Here is a 25,929-nt window from a genome sequence, read left to right as displayed (position 1 = left end):
CCGGCTTCCAGAGCACAGTACGGCAGTCGTTACATAGCCGCTCGCGGAATAACTGTACCCAGCATACCAGCCAGCTGGTTGTCCATCTGTTTGAGCAGGTGAATGGTTTGCAGGTTTTCCATCATGGTGGCCTCGTCGGTGGGGTGGCGCAGGGCTTCCAGGCGCACGGCCAGCTCCCGCTCCACGTTCACTTTATTAAGGCGCAAAATGGCGTTGTCGCAGGCGGTTTGCAGCAGGTCCAGCTCCCGGGGCACGTGAATCTGGTGGGTGGTCCAGTTGGGGCTGAGCTCGTACTTCTCGGTAGCCAGCTCGGCCACCAGCGCCCGGATATCGGAGCGGCCGTGCTGGATGAGGGTGCGCACTTCGGGCCAGCGGCCCTGCTCCAGCTCCTGCCGGCACAGGTGCAGCAAATCGGCGTAAATCCCGGTTTTGAAGCCGGTACCTTCCAGTTGCTCCAGCAGGTACTGCGCCACCGATACTTCCGGGGCCAGGGGCTGGGGCGAGTACAGCAGCAGCAGCCGCACCACTTCCCGCTCGCACTGCTCCAGCACATCGGGCACGGGCTCCAGCTCTTCGCGGGTGAGGTTCTGCAGGTCGCCGCCGCCGCCCATCAGGTCCTCGGGCGAGGCCCCGTACATCAGGGCTTCGGCTTCCTCTTCGGGGCTCATGGGTCGCGGAGCCGGGCGTTGTCCGCCGCCGCCGCCCGACACTTGTTGATTCCCGCTGTAGCCACTGGCACTGCCCGCCGCCCCGCTCCCACTGCTATTCTGGCCGCCGGCGGCTTTCTGGGAAGCGTTGCGCACCAGCTTGTTGTACTCCGTAATGAGCACCTGCTCATCAATGCCGAAAGCCTGCGAAGTCTGCTGCAAAAACACCTGCCGCTTAATCGGGTCGGGTACTTTGCTGATGCTTTGCAGCACGTCGCGGATGGCTTCGGCCTTCTTCACCGGATCCTGGGCGGCTTCGCGGCTCACCAGGTCGGTTTTGAACTGGATGAAGTCCTGACTGGCTCCTTCCAGATGCTCCTTGAAGCGCTGGTCGCCGACTTTGCGGATGTAGCTGTCGGGGTCGTCGCCGTCGGGGAACAGCACCACGCGCACGTTCAGGCCGCCTTCCAGCAGCATATCAATACCGCGCAGCGAGGCCCGGATGCCGGCCGCGTCGCCGTCGTAGAGCACCGTTACATTGTCGGTGTAGCGCTTAATGAGGCGGATCTGGCCGTCGGTGAGCGAGGTACCCGATGAGGCCACCACGTTCTTGATACCGCCCTGGTGCAGGCTCAGCACATCGAGGTAGCCTTCCACCAGGTAGCACAGCTCCTCCGAGCGGATGGGCTGCCGGGCCTGGTACAGCCCGTAGAGCACGTCCGACTTGTGATAAATCTCCGACTCGGGCGAGTTGAGGTACTTGGCCGTTTTGTCGTTGGGCTTGAGCGTGCGCGCACCGAAGCCGATAACGCGACCCGACACGTTGTGAATCGGAAACATCACCCGGCCCCGGAACCGGTCGTAGCGCCGGCCGGTGTCCTGGCCGTTGTCGTCTTCGCGGCGGATGACGAGGCCGGTTTTTTCCAGGTACTTCAGCTCGAAACCCGCCGCCGTGGCCGATTTCAGCAGGTCGTCCCACTGATCCAGGGAGTAGCCCAGCTCAAAGGTTTTGATGGTGGCCTGGTTGAGGCCGCGCTGCCGGAGGTAGCTCCAGCCGATGCTCTGCCCCTCCTCGTTGTCCTGCAGCAGCTTGTGGTAGTGGTCCTTGGCCCAGTTCGAAACGATGAACTGGGAATCCTTTTCGTTCTGGGCCAGTTGCTGCTCGGGCGTCTTTTCCTCCTCCTGAACGTCGATGCCGTACTTTTTGGCCAGGTATTTCAGGGCCTCCACGTAGCTGGTGCCCTCGATGTCCATGATGAACTGCACCACCCCGCCGGCCTTGCCGCACCCGAAGCACTTGTACAGCCCCTTGGCCGGGGCCACCGAGAAACTCGGCGACTTTTCGTGGTGAAACGGGCAGCAGGCCCACATATTCTGCCCCTTGCGCTTCAGGCTCACGAAGTCGCCCACCACCTCCACTATGTCGGCGTGGTGGATGATCTGATCAACGGTTTCTTTCGGGATACGGGCCAAGGCGGTGCGGGCAATAGGGTAGCAGCGGAACGGAACCCCAAAGGTAGGCAGGATCGGCCGCGAAGTGGCACACCTTAAGTCGATAGAGGTTTCGCAATGAGCCTCTCTACGACGAAAACAGTAATAGCGCGAACCGCACGGTCCGCGCTATTGATGCTAGAAGTTGCGGCTAGCGGTGGTTTCGGGAATGATGACGACGTAATCGTAGCCCAGGATGGTGGCTTCGAGTTCGGGGCTGCCGGCGGCCAGCTTACCCTGCAGCAGGGCCCGGCGCAGGGGGCGCACATCGAACACCTGCCAGGCCGTACCGGCGGGGGTAGCTGCGGCAAATGGCTTAATCATATCGGCCTCCGCCATGGAGTATTTCGCCACATTTTTGCTGAAGTCGTCGGGATTATTGCCGCCGTTCTGGATTCCCTGCTTGCCGATGACGAAGATGTGCAGGCTCTTCTGGTCGTGTACGTCGGCCAGATTCATGGCCAGGTTACCCACGTCGTACATGTCGCCCCAGATGCTGCGGCCGCGGCCGGCGTGGTAGGCCCCGAACTTAAACAGCATGGGCGGCAGCGGCTGCCCGCTGGCGGTATAGGGCTGCAGCTCTTGCAGCAGGTTGCGCTTCATCAGGTTGATGCGGGCCCGGTGGCCGCCGGGCTGGCCCGCCGCGTTGGTTTTGAAGATGGCCGAACTGGCCTCGAAGTCCTGCAGCATCTGGCGCACCGCCGGGCTTTCGGTCCGGGTGAAGGCGCGCAGGCTGTCGAGGGTGGCGGGACGGATGGAATTGACGGTGGTGTGCTCGAAGGAAGCCCGCACCATGTCGGCGCGGTCCTGGGCCTGGAACTTGGCGGCCATCCGGAGCAGATAGGCTTTGGTCGCCTTGCTTTTCACCTGCTCCGCCATGAGGCCGAACAGCCGACCGGGCGTGGCGCCGCCCACCTGCTCCACCCCCACGAAAGCGGCGTTCTGGGCCCGCAGCGTCCGGGCCAGCTCAAACTCCTCGGCCCAGCTATAGAAGGAAAGCGCCATTGGGTACTGCCGGCTGAACGCCGTGGGCAGGCCGGGCTGCGCGGCCAAGCGGTGCAGGTCGCGGGCCTGGTACTTGTCGATTTCGGCCACGTACACCTTCGGCTTCAACACCTGGGCCACGGCCTGGGTGAACTGCGGAATCTGAGCCATGCCGTGGTCTTCGCCCACCAGCACCACCTGGCTCTTCTCGATGTCCTGGCGAAGCTTGTCCCAGCCCGCGCCGGAAAACTGGGTGCCCTTCTGCTCCAGCGCAAACTGGTATTTGTGGGTGAGGCGGGTGAGCGTGCTGTCTTGGGCCTGGGCGGGCAGGCTGAGCAGGCCGGCCAGCGCAACGCCAGCGGCCAAGCGCAAACGGTGGGCGGCAGTGGCGGTAGAGAAGCAGAGCGGGAGGCGGAAGGAAGCGTACATCAGGAAATAGTTAGTTGGCGAGTGGAAGAGAACTGGAACAAAGAAATTGCAGAGCTTTAGGCTTCCGAAGTTTCTTCGACCAAGCGCGGGCCCCACACCACCAAAGCCCAACTTGGTCTGCTGTTTTGCTATGCCAGAATCTGTTTTGCGGGCCGCCGGGCGCTGGCCGGCCCTAAGTGCCCGCACCACCACGCTGCTGCTGCAGGTGCTGCTGTGGCTGGTGCTGGCCGGGTTCTACTTCGCCTGGAACAACCGCCCCAACTTCCGCTTCGAAGGGCCCATCTGGCCGCTGGTAGGGCTGCATATGGGCTACGCGGTGCTGCTGTTCAATGCCCTGGTGTACCTGATTATTCCGCGCTGGCTGCTGCGCGGGCACTACGGCCGGGCCCTGCTGGGCGGGGTGGCCCTGCTCTATGCCTTTCAGTTCTGGATGTACGCCGGCACCCGGCTGGCCGAAGCGTACGTGCCGCTGTCGGGGGTGCTGCGGCGCACCCTGCACGGATTTTACGTGGAAGGCTTCTGGGCCGGGCTCTTCAGCCCTGGTCAGCAGCTGAGCGTGTTTTTCGGGCTGCTGGCCATCTGTCTGTTTCCGGTGCTGATCAGCTTTCTGGCCTACGCGCTGGTGGTAGACCGCCGCCGGCTGCAGCTGGAGCGCAACCACCTGCGCCTGGAGCTGGGCTACCTCAAGTCGCAAATCAACCCGCAGTTTCTGTTCCACACCCTCGGCAGCCTGCACCAGCTCACCCGCACCCGCGACGCCCGCGCCGGTGACGTGGTGCTGCACCTGGCCGACCTGATGCGCTATACGCTCTACGAAACCGATACCGAGCGGGTGCTGCTCAGCCGGGAGCTGGAGTTCCTGGAAGACTACCTGGCCCTGGAACGCCTGCGCCGCCCCGATACCGTGCGCATCACCCACGAAACCACCGGCACGCCCGCCCACCAGCAGCTCGCGCCGCTGCTGCTGCACCCGTTTCTGGAGCGCCTCTGCGCCGGCCTCGACGCCGCCCCGCCCGGCACCGCCGCCACCCTGCACAGCACCGTGGCGGTGCAGCCCGACGCCGTGACGTTCACCCTGACCCGCACCAGCGCCGCACCCCTCACCTACCGCCCCGACGCGGCCGTGGACGCCGCCCTGCGCCGCCTGACCCTGCTCTACCCCGGCCGGCACACCGTGGCCCTCACCGAAGACGCCCACCACGTGCACCTGCACCTCCACCTTCAACTCCCGCCCGATGCGCCGCTGGCTCGCTGATACCCGCGCCGGCGCCAGCCGGTTTTTCGCCACGCCGGGCGGTCGGGGGCTGCGGCACGTGGCCTGGTGGCTGCTGTTTGTGGGGTTTGAATACTACGTGTTCCGCGGCTTCGGCCAGACGCCAGTGGTAACCTGGGGCTTCGTGCTGAAGGACGCGGTGGCCACCATCGGCAGCTACTATTTCTTCTCGGAAGTGCTGCTGCCGCGCGTGTTGCTGCGGCGGCGCTGGCTGCTTACGGCCCTGGGGCTGGTGGCCATCTACTACTTCTGGGCGCTGTGCTCCTACGCCTGCTACGCCCTGCTGGACCGCTACGGCCTGATTTCCGCCGACCTCTACAGCTACGCGCACCGCTTCCTCGACGGCAGCCTGTGGGCCGGGGTGTTTTCGTGGCGTAGCGTGAGCATGGGCCTCAACGACTTCGCCGTGACGGTGGTGCCGCCCATTCTGCTGCGCTTCATCCGGTTTCTGCTCCGCAGCAGCAACCACAGCCTGCGCCTGGAGCGCGAAAACCTGCATCTGGAAGTGAATTTCCTGAAAGCCCAGGTGAACCCGCACTTCCTGTTCAACACCCTCAACAACCTGTATATGATGGTAGTGAAGCAGGACGAGCGCGCCCCCGACATGGTGCAGCACCTCACCCGGCTGCTGCACTACACGGTGTTCGAGTCGGATGCGGCGCTGGTGCCGCTGGCGCGGGAGGTGGAGTTTCTGGCGGCCTACCTGCAGCTGGAGAGGCTGCGCTACGGCCAGAAGGTTCGCATCGACTACCAGCAAACCGGCCCGCTGGACGCCTACCGCGTCACTCCTCTGCTGTTCTTCCCCTTCGTGGAAAATGCCTTCAAGCACGGCGTGGATAGCAGCCTCGACGCTTCCTGGGTGGCCATTTCCCTCACGGCGGCTGATGGCTGGCTGCAGTTCGAGGTCAGCAACAGCTTCAGCCCCGATGCGCCCCGCCGCGAGGTAGGCGGCGTGGGCATTGCCAACGTGCAGAAGCGCCTGGCCCTGCACTACGCCCCGCAGGACTACCAGCTCCACCTCACCCACGACCCCGACGCCTACACCTACCGCGTAACCCTGGCCCTGCGCCTGGCCCCGGCCGCCGCCGCTGTTCCCGCTGCGGCTTCCCTCCTGCCCATCTCCCCGATACTATGATTAACTGCCTGATTATCGACGACGAGCCCTTTGCCCGCGAGCTGCTGCAGGGCTACATTGCCCAGATGCCCGGCCTGCACCTGGTAGCCAGCTGCGAGCATGTCTTCGAGGCCCTGGAGGTGCTCCAGCAGCAGCGCATCGACCTGCTGTTTTCCGACATCAACATGCCGCAGGTGAACGGGTTGGAGTTCATTCGGTCCCTGCACAATCCGCCCTACGTCATCTTCGTCACGGCCTCGCCCCACCACGCGCTGGAAGGCTACGAGCTCGACGCCCTCGATTACGTGGTGAAGCCCGTGTCGTTTCCGCGCTTCATGAAGGCCGTGAACAAGGCCCTGGCCGTGGTGGGCAGCCGCCCGGCCGCCCCGGTAGCTGCCGCGCCGCAGTTTCTGTTCGTGAAGGAGGGCCACTCCCTGCGCCGGGTGCTGTTCGAGGAAATCTACTACATCGAGGGCATGAAGGACTACATCCGCATCGTGCTCAAAAACCAGATGATCATCACCTACCTGCGCATGAGCCGCGTGGAGGACCAGCTCCCGCCCAGCCGCTTCATCCGCATCCAGAAGTCCTATATCGTGCGCCTCGACGCCATCCGGGCCATCAGCGGCAACGAAGTCGAGCTCTACGACCTGCCCGAAAAGCTGCCCATCGGCAAGCAGCACAAAGAATCCCTGCTGGCGCAGTTCGGGCTGTAGTCTGCCCCAAAAAGAACGTCATTCCGAGCAGCGTGAGGAATCTCGCGTGCTGATGACGGGTTCACAGGAACGATGTAGAGACGCAATATTTTGCGTCTCGTCGTTGCTGACTTTGGGTTCGCAGGAACGATGTAGAGACGCGACACTTCGCGTCTCGTCGTTGAACGACCGAAACCGCGTCACTTAAACAACGTCAGCAACGACGAGACGCAAAATATTGCGTCTCTACATCGTTCCCACGGCCACAACGTCAGCACGCGAGATTCCTCTCTCCGCTCGGAATGACATTCTATGGAAACCATGCCGCGCAACCGCCGCCCCGGTTTCCGGGTTATCTTTGTGCTTTGCATCCGCACTTTCTTCGCTGACTATAATGGAACCCATTACCAAAGAAGCCGTCCTCAAGGCCCTGAGCTACGTGGAGGAGCCCGACCTGGGCAAAGACCTCGTGACGCTCAATATGATTGAGGACGTGCAGATTGACGGCCGCCGCGTGTCGTTCACGGTGGTGCTCACCACGCCCGCCTGCCCCCTCAAACAGCTCATCCACGACGCCTGCGAGCGGGCCATCCACACGATGGTGGACAAGGACGCCGAGGTGGTAATTGTGATGACCTCGCGCGTGACCACCATGCGCCAGAACCGCGACCTGCTGCCCGGCGTGAAAAACATCATTGCCATTGCCTCGGGCAAGGGCGGCGTGGGCAAAAGCACCGTCACGGCCAACCTGGCTATTGCGCTGGCCAAAACCGGCGCCAAAGTAGGCCTCGTGGATGCCGATATCAGCGGCCCCAGCATGCCGCTGATGTTCGGCGTGATGGACGAGCGGCCCCACGTATTCCAGGGCCCCGACGGCAAAAACCTCATCCAGCCGGTGGTAGCCCATGGCGTGAAGCTGATGAGCATCGGCTTCCTGGCCCCGGCCGAATCGGCCATTGTGTGGCGCGGCCCGATGGCCTCCTCGGCCCTCAAGCAGTTCATCACGGAGGTGGACTGGGGCGAGCTGGATTACCTGCTGCTCGACATGCCCCCCGGAACCTCCGACATCCACCTGACCATGGTGCAGACGGTGCCCGTCACCGGCTCGCTCATCGTGACCACACCCCAGAAAGTAGCTCTTGCCGACGCCGAAAAGGGCTTGCAGATGTTCCGCCTGCCGCAAATCAACGTGCCGGTGCTGGGCATCGTGGAGAACATGGCCTGGTTTACACCCGCCGAGCTGCCCGACAACAAGTACTTCATCTTCGGTGAAGGCGGCGGCGTAGGACTGGCGGCCAAGCACGAGGTGCCGCTGCTGGGCCAGATTCCGCTGGTGCAGAGCATCCGCGAAAACGGCGACCAGGGCACGCCCGCCATCCTGCAGGACGGGACGCCGGCCGCTGAGGTCTTCGCCCAGCTGGCCGAGGAGCTGGCTCGCCAGGTGAGCATCCGCAACGCCGTAGCCCCGAAAACCAACATCGTGGAGATGAAGTCGTAACTGGCGGAACGAACCAGAACGTCATTCCGGGCAGCGCGAGGAATCTCGCGTGCTGACGTTGCCAAAGTAATCCAACCTCAGTACGCGAGATGCTTCGCTGCGCTCTGCATGACGTTCTCCGTAGCTACGCTTCCCCTAAACTTCTCCCCGCTCCGGCCGGTTTACCGTAGCGTCGGGCGAATGTTCTACCTTTGCCTTCGTATTGCCGACGCTGGTGGGCTCATTGCCGCCCGACCAGCGTGAAACCCAGTGAAATTCCCATTATGACCGTATCGCCCGCCGTGGAAACCCATCCGCTCCTGCCCCGCATCGAACAGGCCCTGGATACCATCCGGCCCTACCTGGCCGCCGACGGAGGCAACGTGCGCGTGCTGGAAATCACCGATGACATGGTGCTGCGCCTGGAGCTGCTCGGTGCCTGCGGCACCTGCCCCATGTCGCCGATGACGCTGAAAGCCGGCGTGGAGGAATCGGTGAAGAAGGCCGTGCCCGAAATCCGCGCCGTGGAGGCCATCAACGTCACGCCCATGAGCGAGCAGCCCGCCGGCCAGGTCCGGTAGGTTCGTTTCCTGAGTAACATAGCAGCGCCCCGCTCCTGCCGGTTTCCGGTTGGGGCGGGGCGCTGTGGGTCTATTGCTTTGCGTTTGAGCAGCATTCGACTAACGTTTTGCGTGTATGAGAAGTAGCAGATTAGAAGTCACTTCACCTTCAGTTTGACACAGAGATTCATTAAAAACACTGAATTTTGATTTATCACTAAATCTGCTATTTGTTATACATGCCGTTATCTATTTTTTCTTTTTAGCAAATTATCAATTCGTCTCTTGTTCTCTTGTTGCAACAGAGAAGGATACAAATTCATTAAAGAATTTGGAATCATCATTGTCGCTCCAAAAATTATTCCTGCACTAAAAATTTTATAAGATGCGAAAATTACCACAAAAACGAATCCGATTAAATGACTTATTTCAGAAATGACCATTTCCTTACGTATTTCAATCAAATCATCATTTTGGCTTTCCACCTTAATTTTTTGATTAAAGTATTTGAAAAATGTATTTTTAACAATCCACTTAAAAGGTTTCATTCCGATTTTTTTGTTAAAATCTTTACTCTTAATAAAATTCAGATTCGAGAGCTTATAATGTAATTCTGTTTTCATAAGAAGACTGTTAACTATCATTCCCACTATCCAAGATATGAATGACATTGATATTCCAAATACAAATCCCTGTATTAAGTGTTTCATTATCATAATTTTTTGATCAAATTGCAGCCAACATCATTATTACCGAAACCACATCTGCTCCCAGTTTCGGTTATAGCTCCAGCGGGTACTCTATAACAGAAACAAACACTCCCGCAACAATTGCGGTAATACGTGGCGGGAGCTGCGGCACAATATAGCGGCTTCGCAGGATTCCACCCACCGGCCGCATTCCGCCCGGCCCGCTACCTTTGCCGCTCCTACCATCAACTTTCCACCCCGAATGGCTAACCCCAACGACCCCGCCCTGCACTCTTGGATTGATATTGTCCCCGGCAGCGACTTTCCCATTCAGAACCTGCCGTTTGGCGTGTTTGAGACGGAGGAGCGGGGCCCGCGGCTGGGCGTAGCCATCGGCGAGTACGTGCTGGATCTGTACGCCGTGGCCCAGTTCGGCTTCTTTGATAACCTGGACCTGGGCAAGGCGCTGCCCAAGGTGTTCCGGCGTCGCTCCCTCAACCAGTTTATTGCCCTGGGCCGGCCGGCGTGGCGGGCCGTGCGCCAGCGCGTATCGGAGCTGCTGCGCCACGACAACGCCGCCCTGCGCTCGGATGAGGCGATGCGCGAGTGCCTGCTGCGCCAGCATGAGGTGCGGATGCTGCGCCCCGTGAAGTCGCACAACTACACCGATTTCTACAGCAGCATCGAGCACGCCACCAACGTGGGCATGATGTTTCGCGACCCGGCCAACGCTTTGCTGCCCAACTGGCGCCACATTCCCATCGGCTACCACGGCCGGGCCAGCAGCATTGTGGTGAGCGGCACCGATATCCGCCGGCCCAACGGCCAGCGCAAGGCTCCCGATGCCGCTGCGCCCACCTTCGGGCCGTCGCAGCAGCTGGATTTCGAGCTGGAAGTGGGCTTCATCGTGGGTAAGGGCACGCACCTGGGCGACACGGTTCCGATTCAGTACGCCGAGGAGCACATCTTCGGGCTGGTGCTGTTCAACGACTGGAGCGCGCGCGACATTCAGAGCTGGGAGTACGTGCCGCTGGGGCCGTTTCTGGGCAAGAGCTTCGGCAGCAGCGTGTCGCCGTGGGTGGTGACGCTGGATGCCCTGGAGCCCTTCCGGGTGGCCGGCCCTGTGCAGGAGCCCGAGCCGCTACTGTACCTGCGCCAGCCCGGCCAGCACAACTTCGATGTAAACCTGGAAGTGGCTTTGCAGCCCGAAAACGGCCCCGAAACCACCATTTCCCGCTCCAACTTCGGGCTCATGTACTGGAGCATGGCCCAGCAGCTCACCCACCACGCCTCCAACGGCTGCAACCTGCAGGTGGGCGACCTGTACGCCTCGGGCACCATCTCCGGCCCCACCCCCGACTCGCTGGGCTCGATGCTGGAGCTGGCCTGGCGCGGCACCCGCCCCGTGCCGCTGGCCGATGGCTCGGAGCGCAAGTTTCTGCAGGACGGCGACCGGGTAACCATGCGCGGCTACTGCGAGAAGGATGGCCTGCGCATCGGGTTTGGGGAGGTGACGGGCCGGGTGCTGCCGGCCCCGGCATTGTAGGGCGGCCGTTTTATTTTCGGAAAAGTCTGGACCGGGCTTCGGGTTGGCAGCGGCTGGCCCGAAGTCCGGTTTTTGGTATCCTCCGCCCTCAATTGGGCCGGAGCGGCGGCGAACGGCGGGCCGCATTTGGCACGAAATTGCCTGATTTTCAAGCTCAACCCTAACAACCTTACCCGGTAGCCGGGGTATAGCCTTGCATCACGCCCCCGGTATTGCGGGGACCAGTGCCGCAACAGGCGGCCCACACCATTTGCGTGCTGGCGTGCATCTCACTTCTAACGCCAGACCACTATGCTAGCCATGGACTACCGGGGCCCCAAACGGGTCCGCGCCGTGCAGAAACCCATGCCGGAAATTAAGCACCCGCAGGACGCCATTGTGCGCGTGCTGCGCACCTGCATCTGCGGCTCCGACCTGCACCTTTATAACGGTAACGTGCCCGACACCCGCGTGGGCTCCACTTTTGGCCACGAGTTTGTGGGCGAAATCGTGGAAATCGGAGCCGATGTTACCAAAGTAAAAGTGGGCGACCGGGTGCTGGTGCCCTTCAACATTGCCTGCGGCGAGTGCCACTTCTGCCGCCAGGGCATGTTCGGCAACTGCAACGAGTCGAACACCGAATCGACGGCCGTAGGGGCCATTTTTGGCTACTCGCACACGGCTGGCGGCTACAACGGCGGCCAGGCCGAATACGCCCGGGTGCCCTACGCCAACGTCGGGCCCACCATCATCCCGCCGGATATGGACCTGGATGATGCCGTGCTGCTCACCGACGTGGTGCCCACCGGCTACCAGGCCGCCGAAATGGCCGGCATCCAGACCGGCGACACGGTGGTGGTGTTCGGGGCCGGGCCCATTGGCATCATGGCCGCCCGCTGCGCCTGGCTGTTCGGGGCCGGCCGTGTCATCATTATTGATCAGGAAGACTACCGCCTGGAGTTTGCCCGCAACTACTCGTACTGCGAGGCCTACAACTTCAAGGAAATGAACGACCCGGTGGTGTTCATCAAGAAGATAACCGACTGGATGGGGGCCGACTGCGTGATTGACGCCGTAGGCGCCGAGGCGGCCGGCAACACCATGCAGACCGTTACGGGCCGCAAGCTGCTGCTGCAGGCCGGCTCGGCCACGGCGCTGCACTGGGCCATCAACTCCGTGAAAAAAGGCGGCGTGGTGAGCATTGTGGGTGTATATGGCCCCACCGATAACCTCGTGCCCATCGGCAACATGATGAACAAGGGCCTCACCATCCGGGGCAACCAGACCTCGGTGAAGCGCCTACTGCCCCGCCTGATTGAGCATGTGCAAAACGGCATACTGAACCCCAAAGGGCTGATTACGCACCGCCTGCCACTGGAAGAAGTAGCCGACGGCTACCGCATGTTCTCCGCCAAGCTGGACAACTGCATCAAAACCGTGCTGATGCCCCCTACCGCCAACCAGTAACGCCCCCTCCTCATGGAAACCAAACAGAACAACCGGCCCATCGACCCCAAGCAGATCAAAGGCTGGGGCATTGACGCCGACCCCAAGAACGACCCCACCTACCCCATGCGTCAGCGCATGAACGTAGGTCAGGACCCCGACAGCAAGCACCGCCCCGACCACCTGCAGCCCGAAAATACGGAAGTGCTACGCTCCATCGAGCGGCCCGATGTATCGGCCGTATTCGGGACGCCGGCCCCGCCCGTTGGCCTGAGCGGCCTGATTCGGCGGGCGGCCTTCAAGTACAGCGAGAATGAGTACAAACACTGGCTTCCGCTGATTGTGGCCGACCGGGTGGGCGTGGTGGAAGGTATCTTGAGCGACCTGGCCCACGGCAAGCTGCCCAACATCTGGGCCGAGAAAGGCTACGACATGGAGTGGAAGTACAACCGCACCGCCTTTATCACGAAGCTGGCCACCATCGGCGCGGTAACGGCCGGCGTGGTGGTATGGCTGTCTTCGGGCAAAAAAGAGAAAAAACGCCCCGTGAAAAAGGACTATTTGGGCCGGTTTTAACGGCTCGGTACTCTTTTGCCTGTTCCGAAAACAAAAAAACACCTCAGCCCGAAAGCTGAGGTGTTTTTTTATTGACCAGCCTTGTTGCCGGAGTACTCGCAGGGGTCAGCCTGCCGCCCCGCTACTTCTTGCCTTTGATAATCTCATCCACCACGGCCGGGTCGAGCAGGGTGGTGGTGTCGCCGAGGGAACCGGTTTCGCCTTCAGCCACTTTGCGCAGGATGCGGCGCATGATTTTGCCCGAGCGGGTTTTGGGCAGGCCCGATACCAGCTGAATCTTGTCGGGCTTGGCAATTTTGCCGATTTCGGCCACCACGGTTTCGATGATACTGGCTTCTACGTGGGCTTTGTCGGCGTCCCGTTCGCAGGCTCCGTCGCGGCAGATGACGTAGGCGTAGATGCCCTGGCCCTTCACGTCGTGCGGGTAGCCCACCACGGCCGATTCCACCACGTTGGGGTTCTGGTTGATGGCATTTTCGATTTCGGCCGTGCCGAAGCGGTGGCCCGATACGTTAATCACGTCATCCACCCGGCCAATGATGCGGTAGAGGCCGTTTTCGTCGCGGCGGGCCCCGTCGCCGGTGAAGTAGTAGCCGGGGTAGGCGCTGAAGTAGGTCTGCACGGCCCGCTCATGGTCGCCGTAGGTGGTGCGGATGATGCCGGGCCAGGCCTGCTTGATGGCCAGGTAGCCCTCCTGGTCGTTGCCCTGGATTTCCTGGCCTTCCTGGGTGAGCAGTACGGGCAGCACGCCAGGCAGCGGCAGCCCGGCCCGGGCCGGTACGCTGGGGGTAATGCCGGCCAGCGCCGAAATCATGATGCCGCCGGTTTCCGTTTGCCACCACGTATCCACGATGGGGCAGCGCTCCTTGCCCACGTGGGTGTGATACCAGTGCCAGGCTTCCTCGTTGATGGGCTCCCCCACCGAGCCCAGCACCCGCAACGAATCGAGCGAGTAGCTGAGTACGTTATCCAGCGGGGCGGCCATGAGGCTGCGGATGGCCGTGGGCGCGGTGTAGAAGATGCTCACCGAGTGCTTATCAATCACCTCCCAGAAGCGGCCGGCATCGGGGTACGTGGGCACGCCCTCAAACATGAGCGAGGTGCTGCCGGCCAGCAGCGGGCCGTAGAGCAGGTACGAGTGGCCCGTTACCCAACCAATATCGGCGGTGCACCAGTAGATGTCGTTTTCTTCTACCTGAAACACGTTGCGGAACGTGTAATCGGCCCACACCATGTAGCCGGCGGTGCTGTGCACCACGCCCTTGGGCTTGCCGGTGCTGCCCGAAGTGTAGAGGATGAACAGCGGGTCTTCGGCGTCCATTTCCTCGGCGGGGCAGGTTTTGGCCACGCCTTCCACTTCCTCGTGGTACCACACGTCGCGGCCTTCTTCCATCTGCACGGGCCAGCCTAGGTGCTCCACCACAATTACGCGGCGCACCGAGGGGCAGGTTTCCAGGGCCTCATCCACCACGCGCTTCACCGGAATCTGCTTGGGGCCACGGTTGAGGCCGTCGGAGGTGAGGACCACGCTGGCCTGGGCGTCGTTCACACGGTCGGCAATGGCGGTGGCCGAGAAACCGGCAAAAATCACGGAGTGAATGGCCCCGATACGGGCACAAGCCAGCACAGCAATGGCCAGCTGCGGAATCATGGGCATGTAGATGCACACCCGGTCGCCCTTCTCCACGCCGTTGTTGTGCAGCACGTTGGCAAACTGGCACACCTGCTGGTGCAGCTCACGGTAGGTCAGGCGCAGGTGGCGCTGCTTGGGGTCGTTGGGCTCCCAGATGAGGGCCAGCTTGTTGCCGCGGGTAGCCAGGTGGCGGTCGAGGCAGTTTTCGGTGATGTTGAGGCGGGCGCCCTGGAACCACTCGTTGCGGCCGGCGGGCATATCGGAGCTGAGCACTTTATCCCACTTGCGCCGCCAGGTGAAGGGGGCGGCTACGGAGGCCCAGAACTCTTCGGGGTGGTTGATGCTGAGGTGATACGCTTCGTGGTAGCCTTCGATGCTACGGATGCGGGCATGCCGGGAGGGAGTTTCGGGCATCATTGCGAAAAAGTGAGATGAAGAAGTTGTAACGGAGGAAAAACGGCTGGAGCCGTGAACAGGAATACCGGGCGACTACCCGAGCGGCACCCGGGGCGCAAACGCCTGCCCGATACCGCGGGCAGCCAGTACCGCCCGGATTTCGTCGAGGATGGCGGGGTCGTCGATGGTGGAAGGTAAGACAAACGGCTCACCATCGGCCAGCTGGCGCAGGGTTTTGCGCAGAATTTTGCCCGAGCGGGTTTTGGGCAGCCGCTGCACCACGGCCGCCTGCCGGAAGCAGGCCACGGCCCCAATTCGCTCCCGAATGCGGGCCACCAGCTCCTGCTGCAGCTGCTCTTCGGGCAGATTGTAGCCGTCCTTGAGCACGACCAGGCCCACCGGCACCTGCCCGCGCAGCTCGCAGGCAATGCCCAGCACGGCGCACTCGGCCACGGCGGGGTGGGCAGCCAGCAGCTCCTCTATCTCGCCGGTGCTGAGGCGGTGGCCGGCCACGTTTATCACGTCATCCACCCGACCCATAATGTAGAAGTAGCCCTCGGCGTCCTGGTAGCCCCCGTCGCCGCTGGCGTAGTAGCCGGGCAGCGCGTCCAGGTAGGAGCTGCGGAAGCGGGCATCGTCGCGCCAGAGGGTGGGCAGGCAGCCGGGGGGCAGCGGCAGGCGCACGGCTACCAGCCCGGTGGTGCCAGCCGGCACGGGCCGGCCGCTTTCGTCCACAATCTGCACATTGTAGCCTGGCACGGGATGGCCCGCCGAGCCGGCCCGGGGCGCGGGGGCATCGGCCAGCCCCACCGGAGTAGCCAGCATCGGCCATCCTGATTCCGTCTGCCACCAGTGGTCCACCACGGGCACGCCCAGCGTGGTGCCGGCCCAGGCGTAGGTGGCGGGGTCGCACCGCTCGCCGGCCACAAACAGGTGGCGCAGGCTGCTGAGGTCGTACTGCCGGGCCAGCTGGGCGGTGGGGTCTTCCTTCTTGATGGCCCGGATGGCGGTAGGCGCCGTGAACAGCACCCGCACCTGATGGTCTTGGATAACGCGCCAGAACGTGCCGGCGTCGGGTGTGCGCACGGGCTTGCCCTCGAATAGCACCGTGGTGCAGCCGTGCAGCAATGGCCCATACACGCTGTAGCTGTGGCCCACAGCCCAGCCAATATCGGAAGCGGCCCAGAAGGTTTCGCCGGGCTGCATGCCGAAGATGGCGGCCATGCTGTATTTGAGGGCCACGGCGTGGCCGCCGTTGTCGCGCACCACGCCCTTGGGCCGGCCGGTGGTGCCGCTGGTGTACAGGATGTAGAGCGGGTCGGTGGCATCCAGCGGCACGGCGTCTACGGGGGCGGCCTGCAGCAGGTAGCGGAAATCCACGTCGCGCTCCGGCACCAGCTCGGCCGGGCAGAAGTCCCGCTGCAGCACCACCACATGGTCGGGGCGGTGGTTGGCCAGGGCCAGGGCGGCTTCCACCAACGGCTTGTAGGGAATCACCTTATCAAACTCCAGGCCGGCGGAGGCGCACACCAGCACGCAGGGCTCGGCATCGTTGAGGCGCACGGCCAGCTCATGGGGCGCAAAGCCGCCGAATACCACCGAGTGCACCGCCCCCAGCCGGGCGCAGGCCAGCATGGTTACCACGGCCTCGGGCAGGTTGGGCATGTACACAATCACCCGCTCGCCCGGACCCACACCCAGCTGGCGCAGGCCACCGGCAAAGCGGCTGGTGAGGTCCAGCAGCTCGCGGTAGGTGTAGCGGCGTACCTGCCCGGTCACGGGCGAATCGTACACCAGGGCCACCTGGTCGGCGCGGCCGTGCTGCACGTGGAAATCGAGGCAGAGCCAGCTGGTGTTGAGCTTGCCGCCCCGGAACCAGCGGTCCAGGCCGGAATCGGGGTCTTGACTGAGTACGGGCCGGGGCGGCTCCTGAAACCAGTGGAGCTGCCCGGCCAGCCCGGCCCAGAAGGCTTCGGGGTCGTGGAGGCTGGCGGCGTACTGGGCGGCGTAAGTGGGCGTTTTCATGCGGGTGGGTGGGAATGAGGAAAGAACGGGCGGGAAGTATCAGGCGGGAGTAGCCAGCAGCTCTTTTACTTTTTCCATGAGCTGGCGGGTGCTGAAGGGCTTGGGCAGATAGAGGTCGGCCCCGGCTTCGTAGCCTTTTTGTACGTCGGCCTCCTTGCTTTTGGCCGAGAGCATGATGACGCGGGTACCGGCCCGGTCGGGGCGCTGGCGCAGGTGGCGGCACACCTGGTAGCCATCCACGTCGGGCATCATAATATCGAGCAGGATTACCCCGAAGGCCGTTTCATCAATGGCAGCCAAGGCCTCGGTGCCGTTGCGGGCAATGCTGACCTGGTAGCCGTTTTTGCGCATCAGAAATTCCAGGGACATGACGATGTTGGGCTCGTCATCCACGATAAGAATGTGCGGAACCGTGGCCATGACTAAGGGGTGAAGTGGTAGCGGGAAACAAACGGGGCCGCGGCAAAGCCGCCGGCAAGATGCCGGGCGCGGAGGCCGATTCGGGTCAAATATCCTCTCATTTTACAAAACAGAACTCTCATCCAGGGGCAGCTCCACGGCGAAGCGCGCGCCCTGCCCTACCTGGCTTTCCACCCAGATGCGGCCGGCGTGCAGCTCCACAATGCGGCGCGTAATGGCCAGGCCCAGCCCCGAGCCCTCCGGTTTGCGCATGGTTTGGTGGCGGGCCTGGAAAAACTTATCGAAGATGAGCTGGTGAAACTCCGGGTCGATGCCCTTGCCGTTGTCCTGCACTACCAGCCGCAGGCCCCCGGGCACCACCTCCACCCCCACCGCCATGCGGCCCGTGCCATCGGCCCGACACGATTTCACGGCGTTGCTGAGCAGATTCACCAGCACCTGCATCAGCCGGTCCCGGTCGGCGGGGAGGGCGGGCAGGCCGGGCGGCACGGCCAGGTCCAGCCGGATCTGCTTGTCGCGCAGCAGCTGGCCCACGGCCTCCAAGGCGTCGGTTACCACGTCGGCCACATCCACCGGGGCCAGCTCCAGCGTGGCTTTGCCCGATTCGTACTTCTCCAGGTCCAGCACCAGCGTAATCAGCCGGCTCAGCCGCTCCGACTCCCGGGTGATGGTGAGCAGAAACCGTTGGCGTTCCTCCTCCTCAATGTCGGGCGTATCGCTCAGGATTTCGGCCAAGGCCCGGATGCTGGTGAGCGGGGTGCGCAGCTCGTGCGTGACGGTGTACAGGAACTCGTCCTTGTGCTGGTCGAGCTCCTGGAGCTGGTCGTAGGCCTGCTGCAGCTGCTGGGTGAGGCGCTGGAGCTGGCGCTGCTGCTTCTGGAGCTGGCGGTTGGCTTCCAGCAACTGTTGACTTTCGCGCAGGATGCCCACCACGTTGTCGAAGCTGATATCCTCCACCCCCACCGAGGAGCGCAGCAGCAGCCGGGCCGAGGCCGGCCCGATGGAGCCGGCCAGCAGCTTTTCGGCGTAGGCCAGCAGACGCGGGTCGGCCTGGGGCGGGGTCACGGAGTCGGTGGCGTGGGCGTCGGGGAAGCGCGTCTGGAAGGTTTTGAGGGCCTGGGTGGTGCGCTTCCGGCCCAAAAAGCCGGTGAGCAGGGTGCGTACATCGGGCAGCGGGGCGGCGCTGTGCCAGCCGGCCGGCCCCTCGAAGCCGGTACCGTGGCGGAACACATCCACGAACAGCTGGGCCTGGCGCAGCTCCAGAGCCGAGGGCTGCCGGCGCAGGGAAATGCCCACGTACAGCCCCAGGTTGAAAAACCAGCTCCAGAACAAGCCATGCGAGAGGTAGTCGAGCCCAGTCAGCCCGAACAAGGCGAACGGCCGCAGCCAGCTTTGCTCGAACAACCCGTCGGTGAGCAGGGCATCGGGTAGCAGCGCGGGACCCACCATGGTGGGCAGCACCAGCGTGTAAAACCACACCATGAAGCCCGCCAGAATACCGGCCGTGGCTCCCTGCCGGGTGCCGCCCTTCCAGTACAGCCCGCCCAGCACCACCGGCACAAACTGCGCCACCGCCGCAAACGACACCAGCCCGATGTTCACCAGCGGCAGCAGGTGGCCCACGGCGGCGTAGTAGCCAAAAGCCAGCAGCAGCACCAGCACCACGGCCATGCGGCGGCTATTAAGGGCCACCTGCCCCAGGCGCTCAAACCAATGGGCCGCCTGTCCCCGGGCCGCCGGAATGCGCACCAGCAAAGGCATGAGCAGGTGGTTGCTCATCATCACGCTCAGGGCAATGGTTTCCACTATAATCATGCTGCTGGCCGCCGAGAGGCCGCCCACGTAAATGAGCAGCGCCAGCCAGGGGTGGCCGGCCTGCAGCGGCAGGGCCAGCACAAACGTATCGGCGTCGAAGCGGCCGGTGGGGTCCAGCAGACGCCCCCCGAAGGCCAGGGGCAGCACCAGCAGATTGATGATGATGAGGTAGAGCGGAAACAGCCACATGGCCTTGCGCAGGTGGTCCTCGTTCACGTTTTCCACCACGGCCACCTGAAACTGCCGGGGCAGCAACAGAATGGCGGCCATGCTCAGCAGCAGCAGCGTAAACCACTGCCCCGGCGTGGTGCCGGCCCCATCCAGCGTAAACAGACGGCGCAACTCGGGCAAAGCGGCGGCCCGCTCAAACACATCGGCAAAGCCGTTGAACAGGCCGTAGGTGACGAACAGGCCGGCCGCCAGAAAGGCCACCAGCTTCACCAGGCTTTCCACGGCCACGGCCAGCACCATGCCTTCGTGCCGCTCGGTGGCCTCAATAGAGCGCACCCCAAACACGATGGTAAAAAACGCCAGCGCCACGGTGGTGTAGAAGGCCGAGCCCGCCGCCGCCGAAGCATCCTGCACCGGCTGGCTGAGGGTAGCCACCCCGCGGGTGAGAATGTCGAAGGAGGCCGCAATGGCCTTGATCTGCAACGAAATGTAAGGCACCACGCCCAGCACGCACACCACCGTCACCAGAGCCCCCAGCCCGGCGCTTTTGCCGTAGCGGGCCGAAATGAAGTCGGCAATAGAGGTGAGGCGCTGCCCGCGGCAGATGCGGATGATTTTGCGCAGCACCAGCCACGAGGCCGGGGCCATGAGCGTGGGCCCCAGGTAAATCCCGATGAACTCCAGCCCGAAGTGCGCCGCCCGCCCCACCGAGCCGTAGTACGTCCAGGCGGTGCAGTACACGGCCATGCTCAGGGCGTACACGTAGGGGTTGCTCACGAGGCTCCGCCGTGCCGCCGACCGACGCTCCGCCGCATACGCCACCCCGAACAACAGAGCGAGGTAGCCGCAGGAAAAGCCAATGACAAGCAGGGTGGGCATGCGGGGAGGTGGTGAAATAGTGAAGTGGTGAATTTGTGAGGTGGTGAAGTGGGGTGCTGAAATGGTAGCCTGTAGACGCGAATTGCGCGGGCAGAATGGCCATTCACAACTTCACAATTTCACCTTTACCAGCCGCCCGGTTATCAGCACCAGCAGGCACCAAGTCAGCAGCACGTAGAGGTAGAGCACCGGGATGCCGGCCACGCGGCCGTCGTGGTTGAACACGGCCAGAAAGGGGAAATTGAGCAGCACGGCAAACAGCAGGCCCACAAACAGCAGGCGCTGCCCGCGGCGCTGTTCGTGGCGTTCGGGCGGGGAAGTAGCCATTGGCGGGATGGGAAATCAGTCTGACAGAAGGCACGTGCGGAGTTGGGATGCCGGGCAGAAATGTAGGAGAATCAGCCGGGGAATTCGGCCCCTCCGGCGCGCAAAATCCGCCGAACCAACGGCACGGCGGATTTTACTGACTTACTAAACTGCCGCGGTGCCGCTAATCCATGATGCGCACGTTGCGCACGTCGCGCATGTAGGCCACCCCGATAAAGAAGCAGATCAGCGCGATGATGCACGGATAAGCCAGCCCGATAAGGCTGCTGTGGTCTTTGGCGAAGGTGCCCTCGGGCTGGGTGGCAGCCCATACCCCAATCCAGGTAGCCACCAGCGGCACGAAGCCCCCGAATACGCCGTTGCCGATGTGATACGGCACCGAGAGGCTGGTATAGCGCACTTTGGTGGGGAACAACTCCACCAGGTAAGCTGCAATAGGTCCGTACACCATCGTCACGAACAGCACCAGGATGAACGTGAGGGCAATCATGGCGGGCACGTTGGGCGTGAGGGCCTTCTGTACTTCTGGAATTGCCTTACCAGCAGCATCAATGGCAGCAGGGGTTACAACTGAAAGTGGACCCGCAAATGCCTTTAGTCCATGAAATAGCGGAATGGTAAACAGCGCCCCGCAGATCATACCCGTCATGATGATGCGCTTCCGGCCTATACGGTCTGAGAGGGAGCCGAAGTACACGAACAAGGGCGTGGCCAGCAGCATGGATACTACCAGAATGGTGCTGGAGTCCACCAGGTCCAGCTTTAGGGTATTATTCATGAAGGAATAGGCCTGGAACTGGCTGGTGTAGAAGATCACGCCCTGGCCCATCGTCACACCGAACAGGGCAATGAGTACCAGCCGGCGGTTCACGGGGTTCACGAAGGAGTCGCGGAGGGGGTTGGTGCTGGTGGTGCCAGTGGCCTTGGCCTTGGCAAACAGCGGCGACTCATGCAGCTTCCGACGGATGTAATACGAGGCAATAACCAGCAGGCCCGACAGCAGGAACGGCACGCGCCAGCCCCACTCCTTAAACGCATCCTCGCCCATGATCTTGCGGGTAATTACAATGACCGAAATGCTGAGGATGAGGCCGCCGGTGGCGGTAATCTGGATGAAGCTGGTGAAGTAGCCCCGCTTTTTATCGGGGGCGTGCTCGGCCACGTAAGTGGCGGCCCCACCGTACTCGCCGCCCAGCGCCAGCCCTTGCAGCAGGCGCAGCACCACCACAATCAGGGGCGCGGCAATGCCAATAGTATCGTAGCTCGGAATCAGGCCCGTGACGAAGGTGGCCCCGCCCATAATCAGCAGCGTGACCAGGAAGGTGTACTTGCGCCCGATCATGTCGCCGAGGCGGCCGAAGAACAGCGCCCCAAACGGCCGCACCACAAACCCGGCCCCAAACACGGCCAGCGCCCCCAGCAACGAATCTTCCAGCTTACCGGCGTGCCCGAACAGCACCGGCCCGATAATGGCCGCCAGTGAGCCGAAGATGTAGAAGTCGTACCACTCAATGACGGTGCCCACCGATGAAGCGGTAATCACCTGCCAGATTTTACTGGACGACACCGTGTTGTTGTCGTGGGCCAGGGTGTCATCGGCGACGACGGGCGCGCCGCCCAGGGGCGCGGCGCCGGCGTAGGCGTCGCGCTGGGGTAGGTTCTGGTGCATGATGGGTGAGAAGTAAAGTGGGAAGATGAGTTGCGGGTTGCCAGTTGAGTGTTGCCAGTTGTGGGAGGACGACATGCCGTGCTGGCTCCGGCCGCGGCCAACCGGGTGCTTACAGGAAAATCTGCGTCTGGAGCGTGATTTCCGGCTTATAACTCACGCTGTTGACCACGCCGGTCGTCAGGTTCAAACCGGAAAAGTCGGGGCGGGCGCGGTAGTTAAGAGTCACTTTGGCGTTGTGCCCGTCCAGCAGCACGTTTACCCCGGCATCGTACACGTTCACGCCCTTGGTATCACCGCTGCTGTTGTGCAGCCCCTCGTAGTTGCTGTGCAGATAGGCCACATAGGGCTGCAGCCGGGCTTTGGGACCCAGCACCCGCTGGGGCAGCAGAAAGCCCGCCTGCCCGTAGAACGACCCACCGGTACCCGACTGCGGCACGGCATTACCGCGTACCGGCGAAGTGCCGTAGCCCGGGTTTTCGGGCCCGATAAAGCGGACGTGGTTGGGGCCCATGTTGTAGTTATAGTACACACCGTACAGCGTAAGCGCCGTACGGGCGGCCGTGTCCAGGGGCACGTCGTAAAACGCATCCACCCCAAACATTTTCATGCTGTGCTTTTCCGTCGGAATCAGCCCGAAGGGGTCGGCGGTAACGGCCGGCGTAATCGTGACTGCGCTGGAGGTGGGACGCGAGTACATGGCGTTCTTGTTATAAAGAAACCCCGCTCCTACGCTGAACACGCGCTTGGTTCCCAGGTAGGTTCCCTGAAAATAGGGCAGCAGGTTGGCCTCCGGCTCCAGGAAGTTGTAGCTGACGTAGCCCTGATAGACGTGGCTGGTGTTTTGCGGATTATAAGCCGCAATGCCGGTACCGGTATTTGTGGTTACGCCGGCCACCGTACTACTGGTGCCCAGGCTCAGCGGCGTGCTGGTCTGGTTGGTCAGAAAGGCGTCGCTGACGGAAAAGCGGTAGTCCAGCTTCTGAATCCGGCCTTTGGCATACACGCCCAGCCAACGCGCAAACTGGTCGGTCTGCTCAATGGTGGGGAAGTTGGTCAGCGGCAGGTCAATAGGCAGAATGCTGGTGGTGCTGGCGCTGGACAGGCGCGAGATGCCGTTGTAGTAATGCAGGCCGGCCCCCAGACTCAGGTACTTGTTCACCTTGTACTCCGTCACGGCTTCGTGAATGAAGAACTGCGGCTTTTTCCCGTCGGTAGTAGGGGCCACCCCGCCACTCACGGCGTTTTGGTTGTTGATACCCAGGTGAGTGTACACCAGGAACCGGGGGTTCAGCTGGGCCAGAATTACCAGGCGGGAGCGGCGCAGGCCAAAATCGAGCTGGCTATTCTGTGGTTTGGCCGGAGCCCGCAGGGTACCGTTGTTGTTTTCCGTGTAGCGGGCATACACCTGATGCCACGTCATAAAGCGCAGATACTTGGAGCCATCAGGTGAAATATTCACCTTCATACCCGCTCCATAAGGCACTGATTTGGCGGGTGCTGGCGGCGCGGGCGGCGGAGTGGGGGCAGCGGGTGGCGGGGCCGGCTGCGGGTTGGCCGGCGCAGGCTGCACCTGAGCTGAAGCAGAAGCAGCGGCTAACAGCGCACTTAGTGCCAGCGCGTAACGAGCATTGTGCATAGTGGGTGGGGCTTGAGGTGAGGGAAGTCAGGTGGTGACGTAGCCCAGGTGGCGGACTACTGTTACCAAGTAGCTGAATCCCTGCCGACCGGCCATATCCCGGCTATACTTCCGCTAACCTACTATAGCCTCAGGCCTGCTTAAACCGCTCCCACCTTATCATCATGTACTTATCTCCCAGCTCCGTTACAATCAGGCCGGCTTCCTTCAGGTTTTCAGGTTTTTGGAAGAACTCGGCTAGTTCCTTTTGATTGAGGATTTTGTAGGTCGGGTGGTAGTCGGTCTGGCGCGGGGCCTTCACGCCGTACTTTTTCACCCAGTTCATCACCGAGACGTGGCTCACGCCCAGCAGCCGCTCAATTTCGCGGTAGCTCACCCCTTCCACGTACAGCTGCAACGCCTTAATTACGTAGTAAGGACTGGTTTCCTTGCCTGTTTTAGCCACCGAGTAGTGGTAGCCGCAGTTCTTGCACTTGAAGCGCTGCCGCCCTCCTACTACCCCGCTCTTGGTAGCTTCCATCGATTCACACTTGGGGCAACGCAGTTGGGACATACACGCATGAGTAAAGACTTACTTACAAACTATACTTATTTAGTAAACATATACTAATTTAGCAACAAAAGGTTACTACTGCCTACCTATCCCATGCGAGCCAACAAACATAGACGCGGCACTTACCATCAGGAAAGCAAAAAGATACGCGGCGGCAAACGGCATCTGCGGCGGCTACAAATCGAAAGCATAACACCTTCACCATTAAGCATCTATTTACTAGAAGAGTACCAGTACATGGATAAGAAGCTTGGGCTGCACCCCTGGCACTGGCACCACCGGCAGCCCCCGAAGCGGGTGCGGCAACTGGCGGCGCAGCATCTGCTTAAAACCTTCTTCGCGTGGCAGCCAGCCCTAATGGCATTATCCGAGCCGGTGTATGCCGCCGTATGGCTGGTGGGGCCGGAGTTTGCACATAGCTCTGAAGTAACCGTAGGGATTCGACAAAGCATTGAGCGCCATCAAAACATGTTCGGGCAACCGGCTCCCGAAGGCCCACTCCTGCCAGCGGAATACCGGGAACTACCCGGCGCGGATAAGCTGACGTGGCAGACGCATCCCTGGCACATCCTGGTTGACTCGTTTGACTATCCCGACGGCTGGCCGGCGTGGGCGCTCGAAAAACCGCATTTCCTGTGTCAGCCCGAAGACAACGACGACTACCTGTTGGTGCAAACCGGCTGGGTGTGGGTGGGACAGCTGGCCGATACTACTGCCCGCTAAAATCCAGGTTATACAGCACGTTGAGCCGCACGCCCTGGTTGAACTCGAACACGGGCCGGCCCGACACCGGCTCCGGCGTGGCGTGCTGGCTGATCTGGTACAGGTAGTTCAGCTCGATTTTGGCATTCTCCGTGAACTGGTAGCCCACACCGCCCGACAGCCGGTTTTGGTTGAACACGTTGTTTTGCACGTTGCGCCCGAAACCGATGAACAGCTCATCGAAGGCATTGAGGTACCACTCCCCGTCTTCCACCGTGGGGCCCTGCAGCGGCCACTCGGCGGCCAGCTGGTAACGGATGCGGTTCTGGTACTCCCACGCATTCACTGGCCCCCGCCCCTCATCGGCCCGGCTGCCCAGCCAGCGCTGCTCCAGGCGCAGGCGGTGGTTGAGGGCGAGACGACCCAGCTGGTCGTGCAGGGTCACGTCTTCGTAGAGGCGGTTTTCCGGCTCGGGGCGGTTGGCCACGGTGGGGTAGCGGCCGTAGCGGTGCGTCTGGAAGTAGGTGTAGCCCCCCGACACCGTTACCCGTTCCGACAGCCGGCGCACCAGCCCCAGCCGGGCCAGCTGCTGCTGCGGGGCCCCGTTGATGCGCCGCCACTGGTACTCGGTGTGCACCGCCCACTTGGGCGTGAGCTGATGGTCGCCGGCGTATACTGCCCAGACCAGCGTGTTGGGGTCCGTCAGCCGGGCCTGCTGGCCGAATCCGGCGGTAGTCAGCAGGCAGCCGGCCCCAATTAGTACGTAGTTCTTCATCCGTTGCGGCCCGGAACAATAA

General features: G+C 62.3%; 21 protein-coding genes. 9 read left to right on the top strand and 12 right to left on the bottom strand.

Translation table 11 applies throughout. From position 1 onward, the window contains the following. Positions 1–29: 29 nt before the first annotated feature. Together dnaG and EI291_RS21215 are read right to left on the bottom strand one after the other, a co-directional pair. Positions 30–2,120, bottom strand: coding sequence for a DNA primase (gene dnaG, locus EI291_RS21220; protein WP_125424292.1), 2,091 nt, complete (start codon positions 2,118–2,120; stop codon positions 30–32). 156 nt (positions 2,121–2,276) lie between these two features. Further along, a complete protein-coding gene (locus EI291_RS21215) occupies positions 2,277–3,551 on the bottom strand; it encodes a hypothetical protein (protein WP_125424291.1) in 1,275 nt (424 codons plus the stop codon). A 130-nt stretch (positions 3,552–3,681) separates the two neighbouring features. Between EI291_RS21215 and EI291_RS21210 the strand changes: the two genes are divergently transcribed. The 5 genes from EI291_RS21210 to EI291_RS21190 all read left to right on the top strand — a co-directional run bounded on the left by EI291_RS21210 (position 3,682) and on the right by EI291_RS21190 (position 8,691). Then, positions 3,682–4,806: a sensor histidine kinase gene (locus EI291_RS21210; RefSeq protein ID WP_125424290.1), complete on the top strand. Its 1,125-nt coding sequence runs from the start codon at positions 3,682–3,684 to the stop codon at positions 4,804–4,806. Then, positions 4,787–5,959 (top strand): sensor histidine kinase, encoded by a 1,173-nt coding sequence (locus EI291_RS21205; protein WP_125424289.1) that lies wholly within the window; start codon positions 4,787–4,789, stop codon positions 5,957–5,959. Before EI291_RS21210 ends, EI291_RS21205 begins: the two co-directional genes overlap by 20 nt. Continuing rightward, positions 5,956–6,654 (top strand): LytR/AlgR family response regulator transcription factor, encoded by a 699-nt coding sequence (locus EI291_RS21200; protein ID WP_125424288.1) that lies wholly within the window; start codon positions 5,956–5,958, stop codon positions 6,652–6,654. Before EI291_RS21205 ends, EI291_RS21200 begins: the two co-directional genes overlap by 4 nt. A gap of 373 nt (positions 6,655–7,027) precedes the next feature. Continuing rightward, positions 7,028–8,131 carry an Mrp/NBP35 family ATP-binding protein gene (locus tag EI291_RS21195; RefSeq protein WP_044017834.1) on the top strand — a complete coding sequence of 368 codons (1,104 nt, stop codon included), beginning with the start codon at positions 7,028–7,030 and terminating at the stop codon, positions 8,129–8,131. 263 nt (positions 8,132–8,394) lie between these two features. Then, on the top strand, positions 8,395–8,691 hold the full coding sequence (locus EI291_RS21190) for a NifU family protein (RefSeq protein ID WP_125424287.1): 297 nt from the start codon (positions 8,395–8,397) through the stop codon (positions 8,689–8,691). A 224-nt stretch (positions 8,692–8,915) separates the two neighbouring features. On the opposite strand, the gene EI291_RS21185 is transcribed toward EI291_RS21190, so the two are convergent. After that, positions 8,916–9,293: a glycosyl-4,4'-diaponeurosporenoate acyltransferase CrtO family protein gene (locus EI291_RS21185; RefSeq protein WP_240635627.1), complete on the bottom strand. Its 378-nt coding sequence runs from the start codon at positions 9,291–9,293 to the stop codon at positions 8,916–8,918. A 328-nt stretch (positions 9,294–9,621) separates the two neighbouring features. Between EI291_RS21185 and fahA the strand changes: the two genes are divergently transcribed. The 3 genes from fahA (at position 9,622) to EI291_RS21170 (ending at position 12,906) form a co-directional block, all read left to right on the top strand. Next, the gene (gene fahA / locus EI291_RS21180; protein WP_125424285.1) at positions 9,622–10,905 is read left to right on the top strand and encodes a fumarylacetoacetase; all 1,284 of its coding nucleotides are present in this window, start codon (positions 9,622–9,624) and stop codon (positions 10,903–10,905) included. Positions 10,906–11,196: 291 nt separating this feature from the next. Continuing rightward, positions 11,197–12,351: a zinc-dependent alcohol dehydrogenase gene (locus EI291_RS21175; RefSeq protein WP_125424284.1), complete on the top strand. Its 1,155-nt coding sequence runs from the start codon at positions 11,197–11,199 to the stop codon at positions 12,349–12,351. Positions 12,352–12,363: 12 nt separating this feature from the next. Beyond that, positions 12,364–12,906: a hypothetical protein gene (locus EI291_RS21170; protein WP_125424283.1), complete on the top strand. Its 543-nt coding sequence runs from the start codon at positions 12,364–12,366 to the stop codon at positions 12,904–12,906. Positions 12,907–13,027: 121 nt separating this feature from the next. On the opposite strand, the gene acs is transcribed toward EI291_RS21170, so the two are convergent. From acs to EI291_RS21130, 8 genes are all read right to left on the bottom strand, one after another. After that, positions 13,028–14,956 carry an acetate--CoA ligase gene (gene acs / locus EI291_RS21165; protein WP_240635626.1) on the bottom strand — a complete coding sequence of 643 codons (1,929 nt, stop codon included), beginning with the start codon at positions 14,954–14,956 and terminating at the stop codon, positions 13,028–13,030. A 72-nt stretch (positions 14,957–15,028) separates the two neighbouring features. Then, entirely contained in the window at positions 15,029–16,960 is a 1,932-nt protein-coding gene (locus tag EI291_RS21160) for an AMP-binding protein (RefSeq protein ID WP_125424282.1), read from the bottom strand. 39 nt (positions 16,961–16,999) lie between these two features. Beyond that, positions 17,000–17,380, bottom strand: a complete 381-nt coding sequence (locus EI291_RS21155; protein ID WP_125424281.1) for a response regulator transcription factor — start codon at positions 17,378–17,380, stop codon at positions 17,000–17,002. A 102-nt stretch (positions 17,381–17,482) separates the two neighbouring features. Next, positions 17,483–20,245 carry a sensor histidine kinase gene (locus EI291_RS21150; protein WP_125424280.1) on the bottom strand — a complete coding sequence of 921 codons (2,763 nt, stop codon included), beginning with the start codon at positions 20,243–20,245 and terminating at the stop codon, positions 17,483–17,485. A gap of 111 nt (positions 20,246–20,356) precedes the next feature. Next, positions 20,357–20,572, bottom strand: a complete 216-nt coding sequence (locus tag EI291_RS21145) for a hypothetical protein (RefSeq protein WP_125424279.1) — start codon at positions 20,570–20,572, stop codon at positions 20,357–20,359. A gap of 163 nt (positions 20,573–20,735) precedes the next feature. After that, positions 20,736–22,241: an MFS transporter gene (locus EI291_RS21140; RefSeq protein WP_125424278.1), complete on the bottom strand. Its 1,506-nt coding sequence runs from the start codon at positions 22,239–22,241 to the stop codon at positions 20,736–20,738. Between the two features lie 109 nt (positions 22,242–22,350). Further along, a complete protein-coding gene (locus tag EI291_RS21135) occupies positions 22,351–23,877 on the bottom strand; it encodes a hypothetical protein (protein ID WP_125424277.1) in 1,527 nt (508 codons plus the stop codon). Between the two features lie 130 nt (positions 23,878–24,007). Then, positions 24,008–24,430: an IS1/IS1595 family N-terminal zinc-binding domain-containing protein gene (locus tag EI291_RS21130; protein WP_125424276.1), complete on the bottom strand. Its 423-nt coding sequence runs from the start codon at positions 24,428–24,430 to the stop codon at positions 24,008–24,010. A gap of 237 nt (positions 24,431–24,667) precedes the next feature. Here EI291_RS21130 and EI291_RS21125 point away from each other — a divergent pair, with 237 nt between their 5' ends. Further along, complete coding sequence (locus EI291_RS21125) at positions 24,668–25,153, top strand: hypothetical protein (RefSeq protein WP_125424275.1); 486 nt, start codon at positions 24,668–24,670, stop codon at positions 25,151–25,153. Here the strand turns inward: EI291_RS21125 and EI291_RS21120 are convergent. Next, the gene (locus EI291_RS21120; RefSeq protein WP_125424274.1) at positions 25,140–25,907 is read right to left on the bottom strand and encodes a DUF2490 domain-containing protein; all 768 of its coding nucleotides are present in this window, start codon (positions 25,905–25,907) and stop codon (positions 25,140–25,142) included. The genes EI291_RS21125 and EI291_RS21120 overlap by 14 nt on opposite strands. Between the last annotated feature and the right edge of the window lie 22 nt (positions 25,908–25,929).

Source organism: Hymenobacter rigui, assembly GCF_003944715.1.
Lineage (GTDB): Bacteria > Bacteroidota > Bacteroidia > Cytophagales > Hymenobacteraceae > Hymenobacter > Hymenobacter rigui.
The sequence above is the reverse complement of the archived record's forward strand: the minus strand, read 5'-3'. Positions and strand labels throughout refer to the sequence as shown.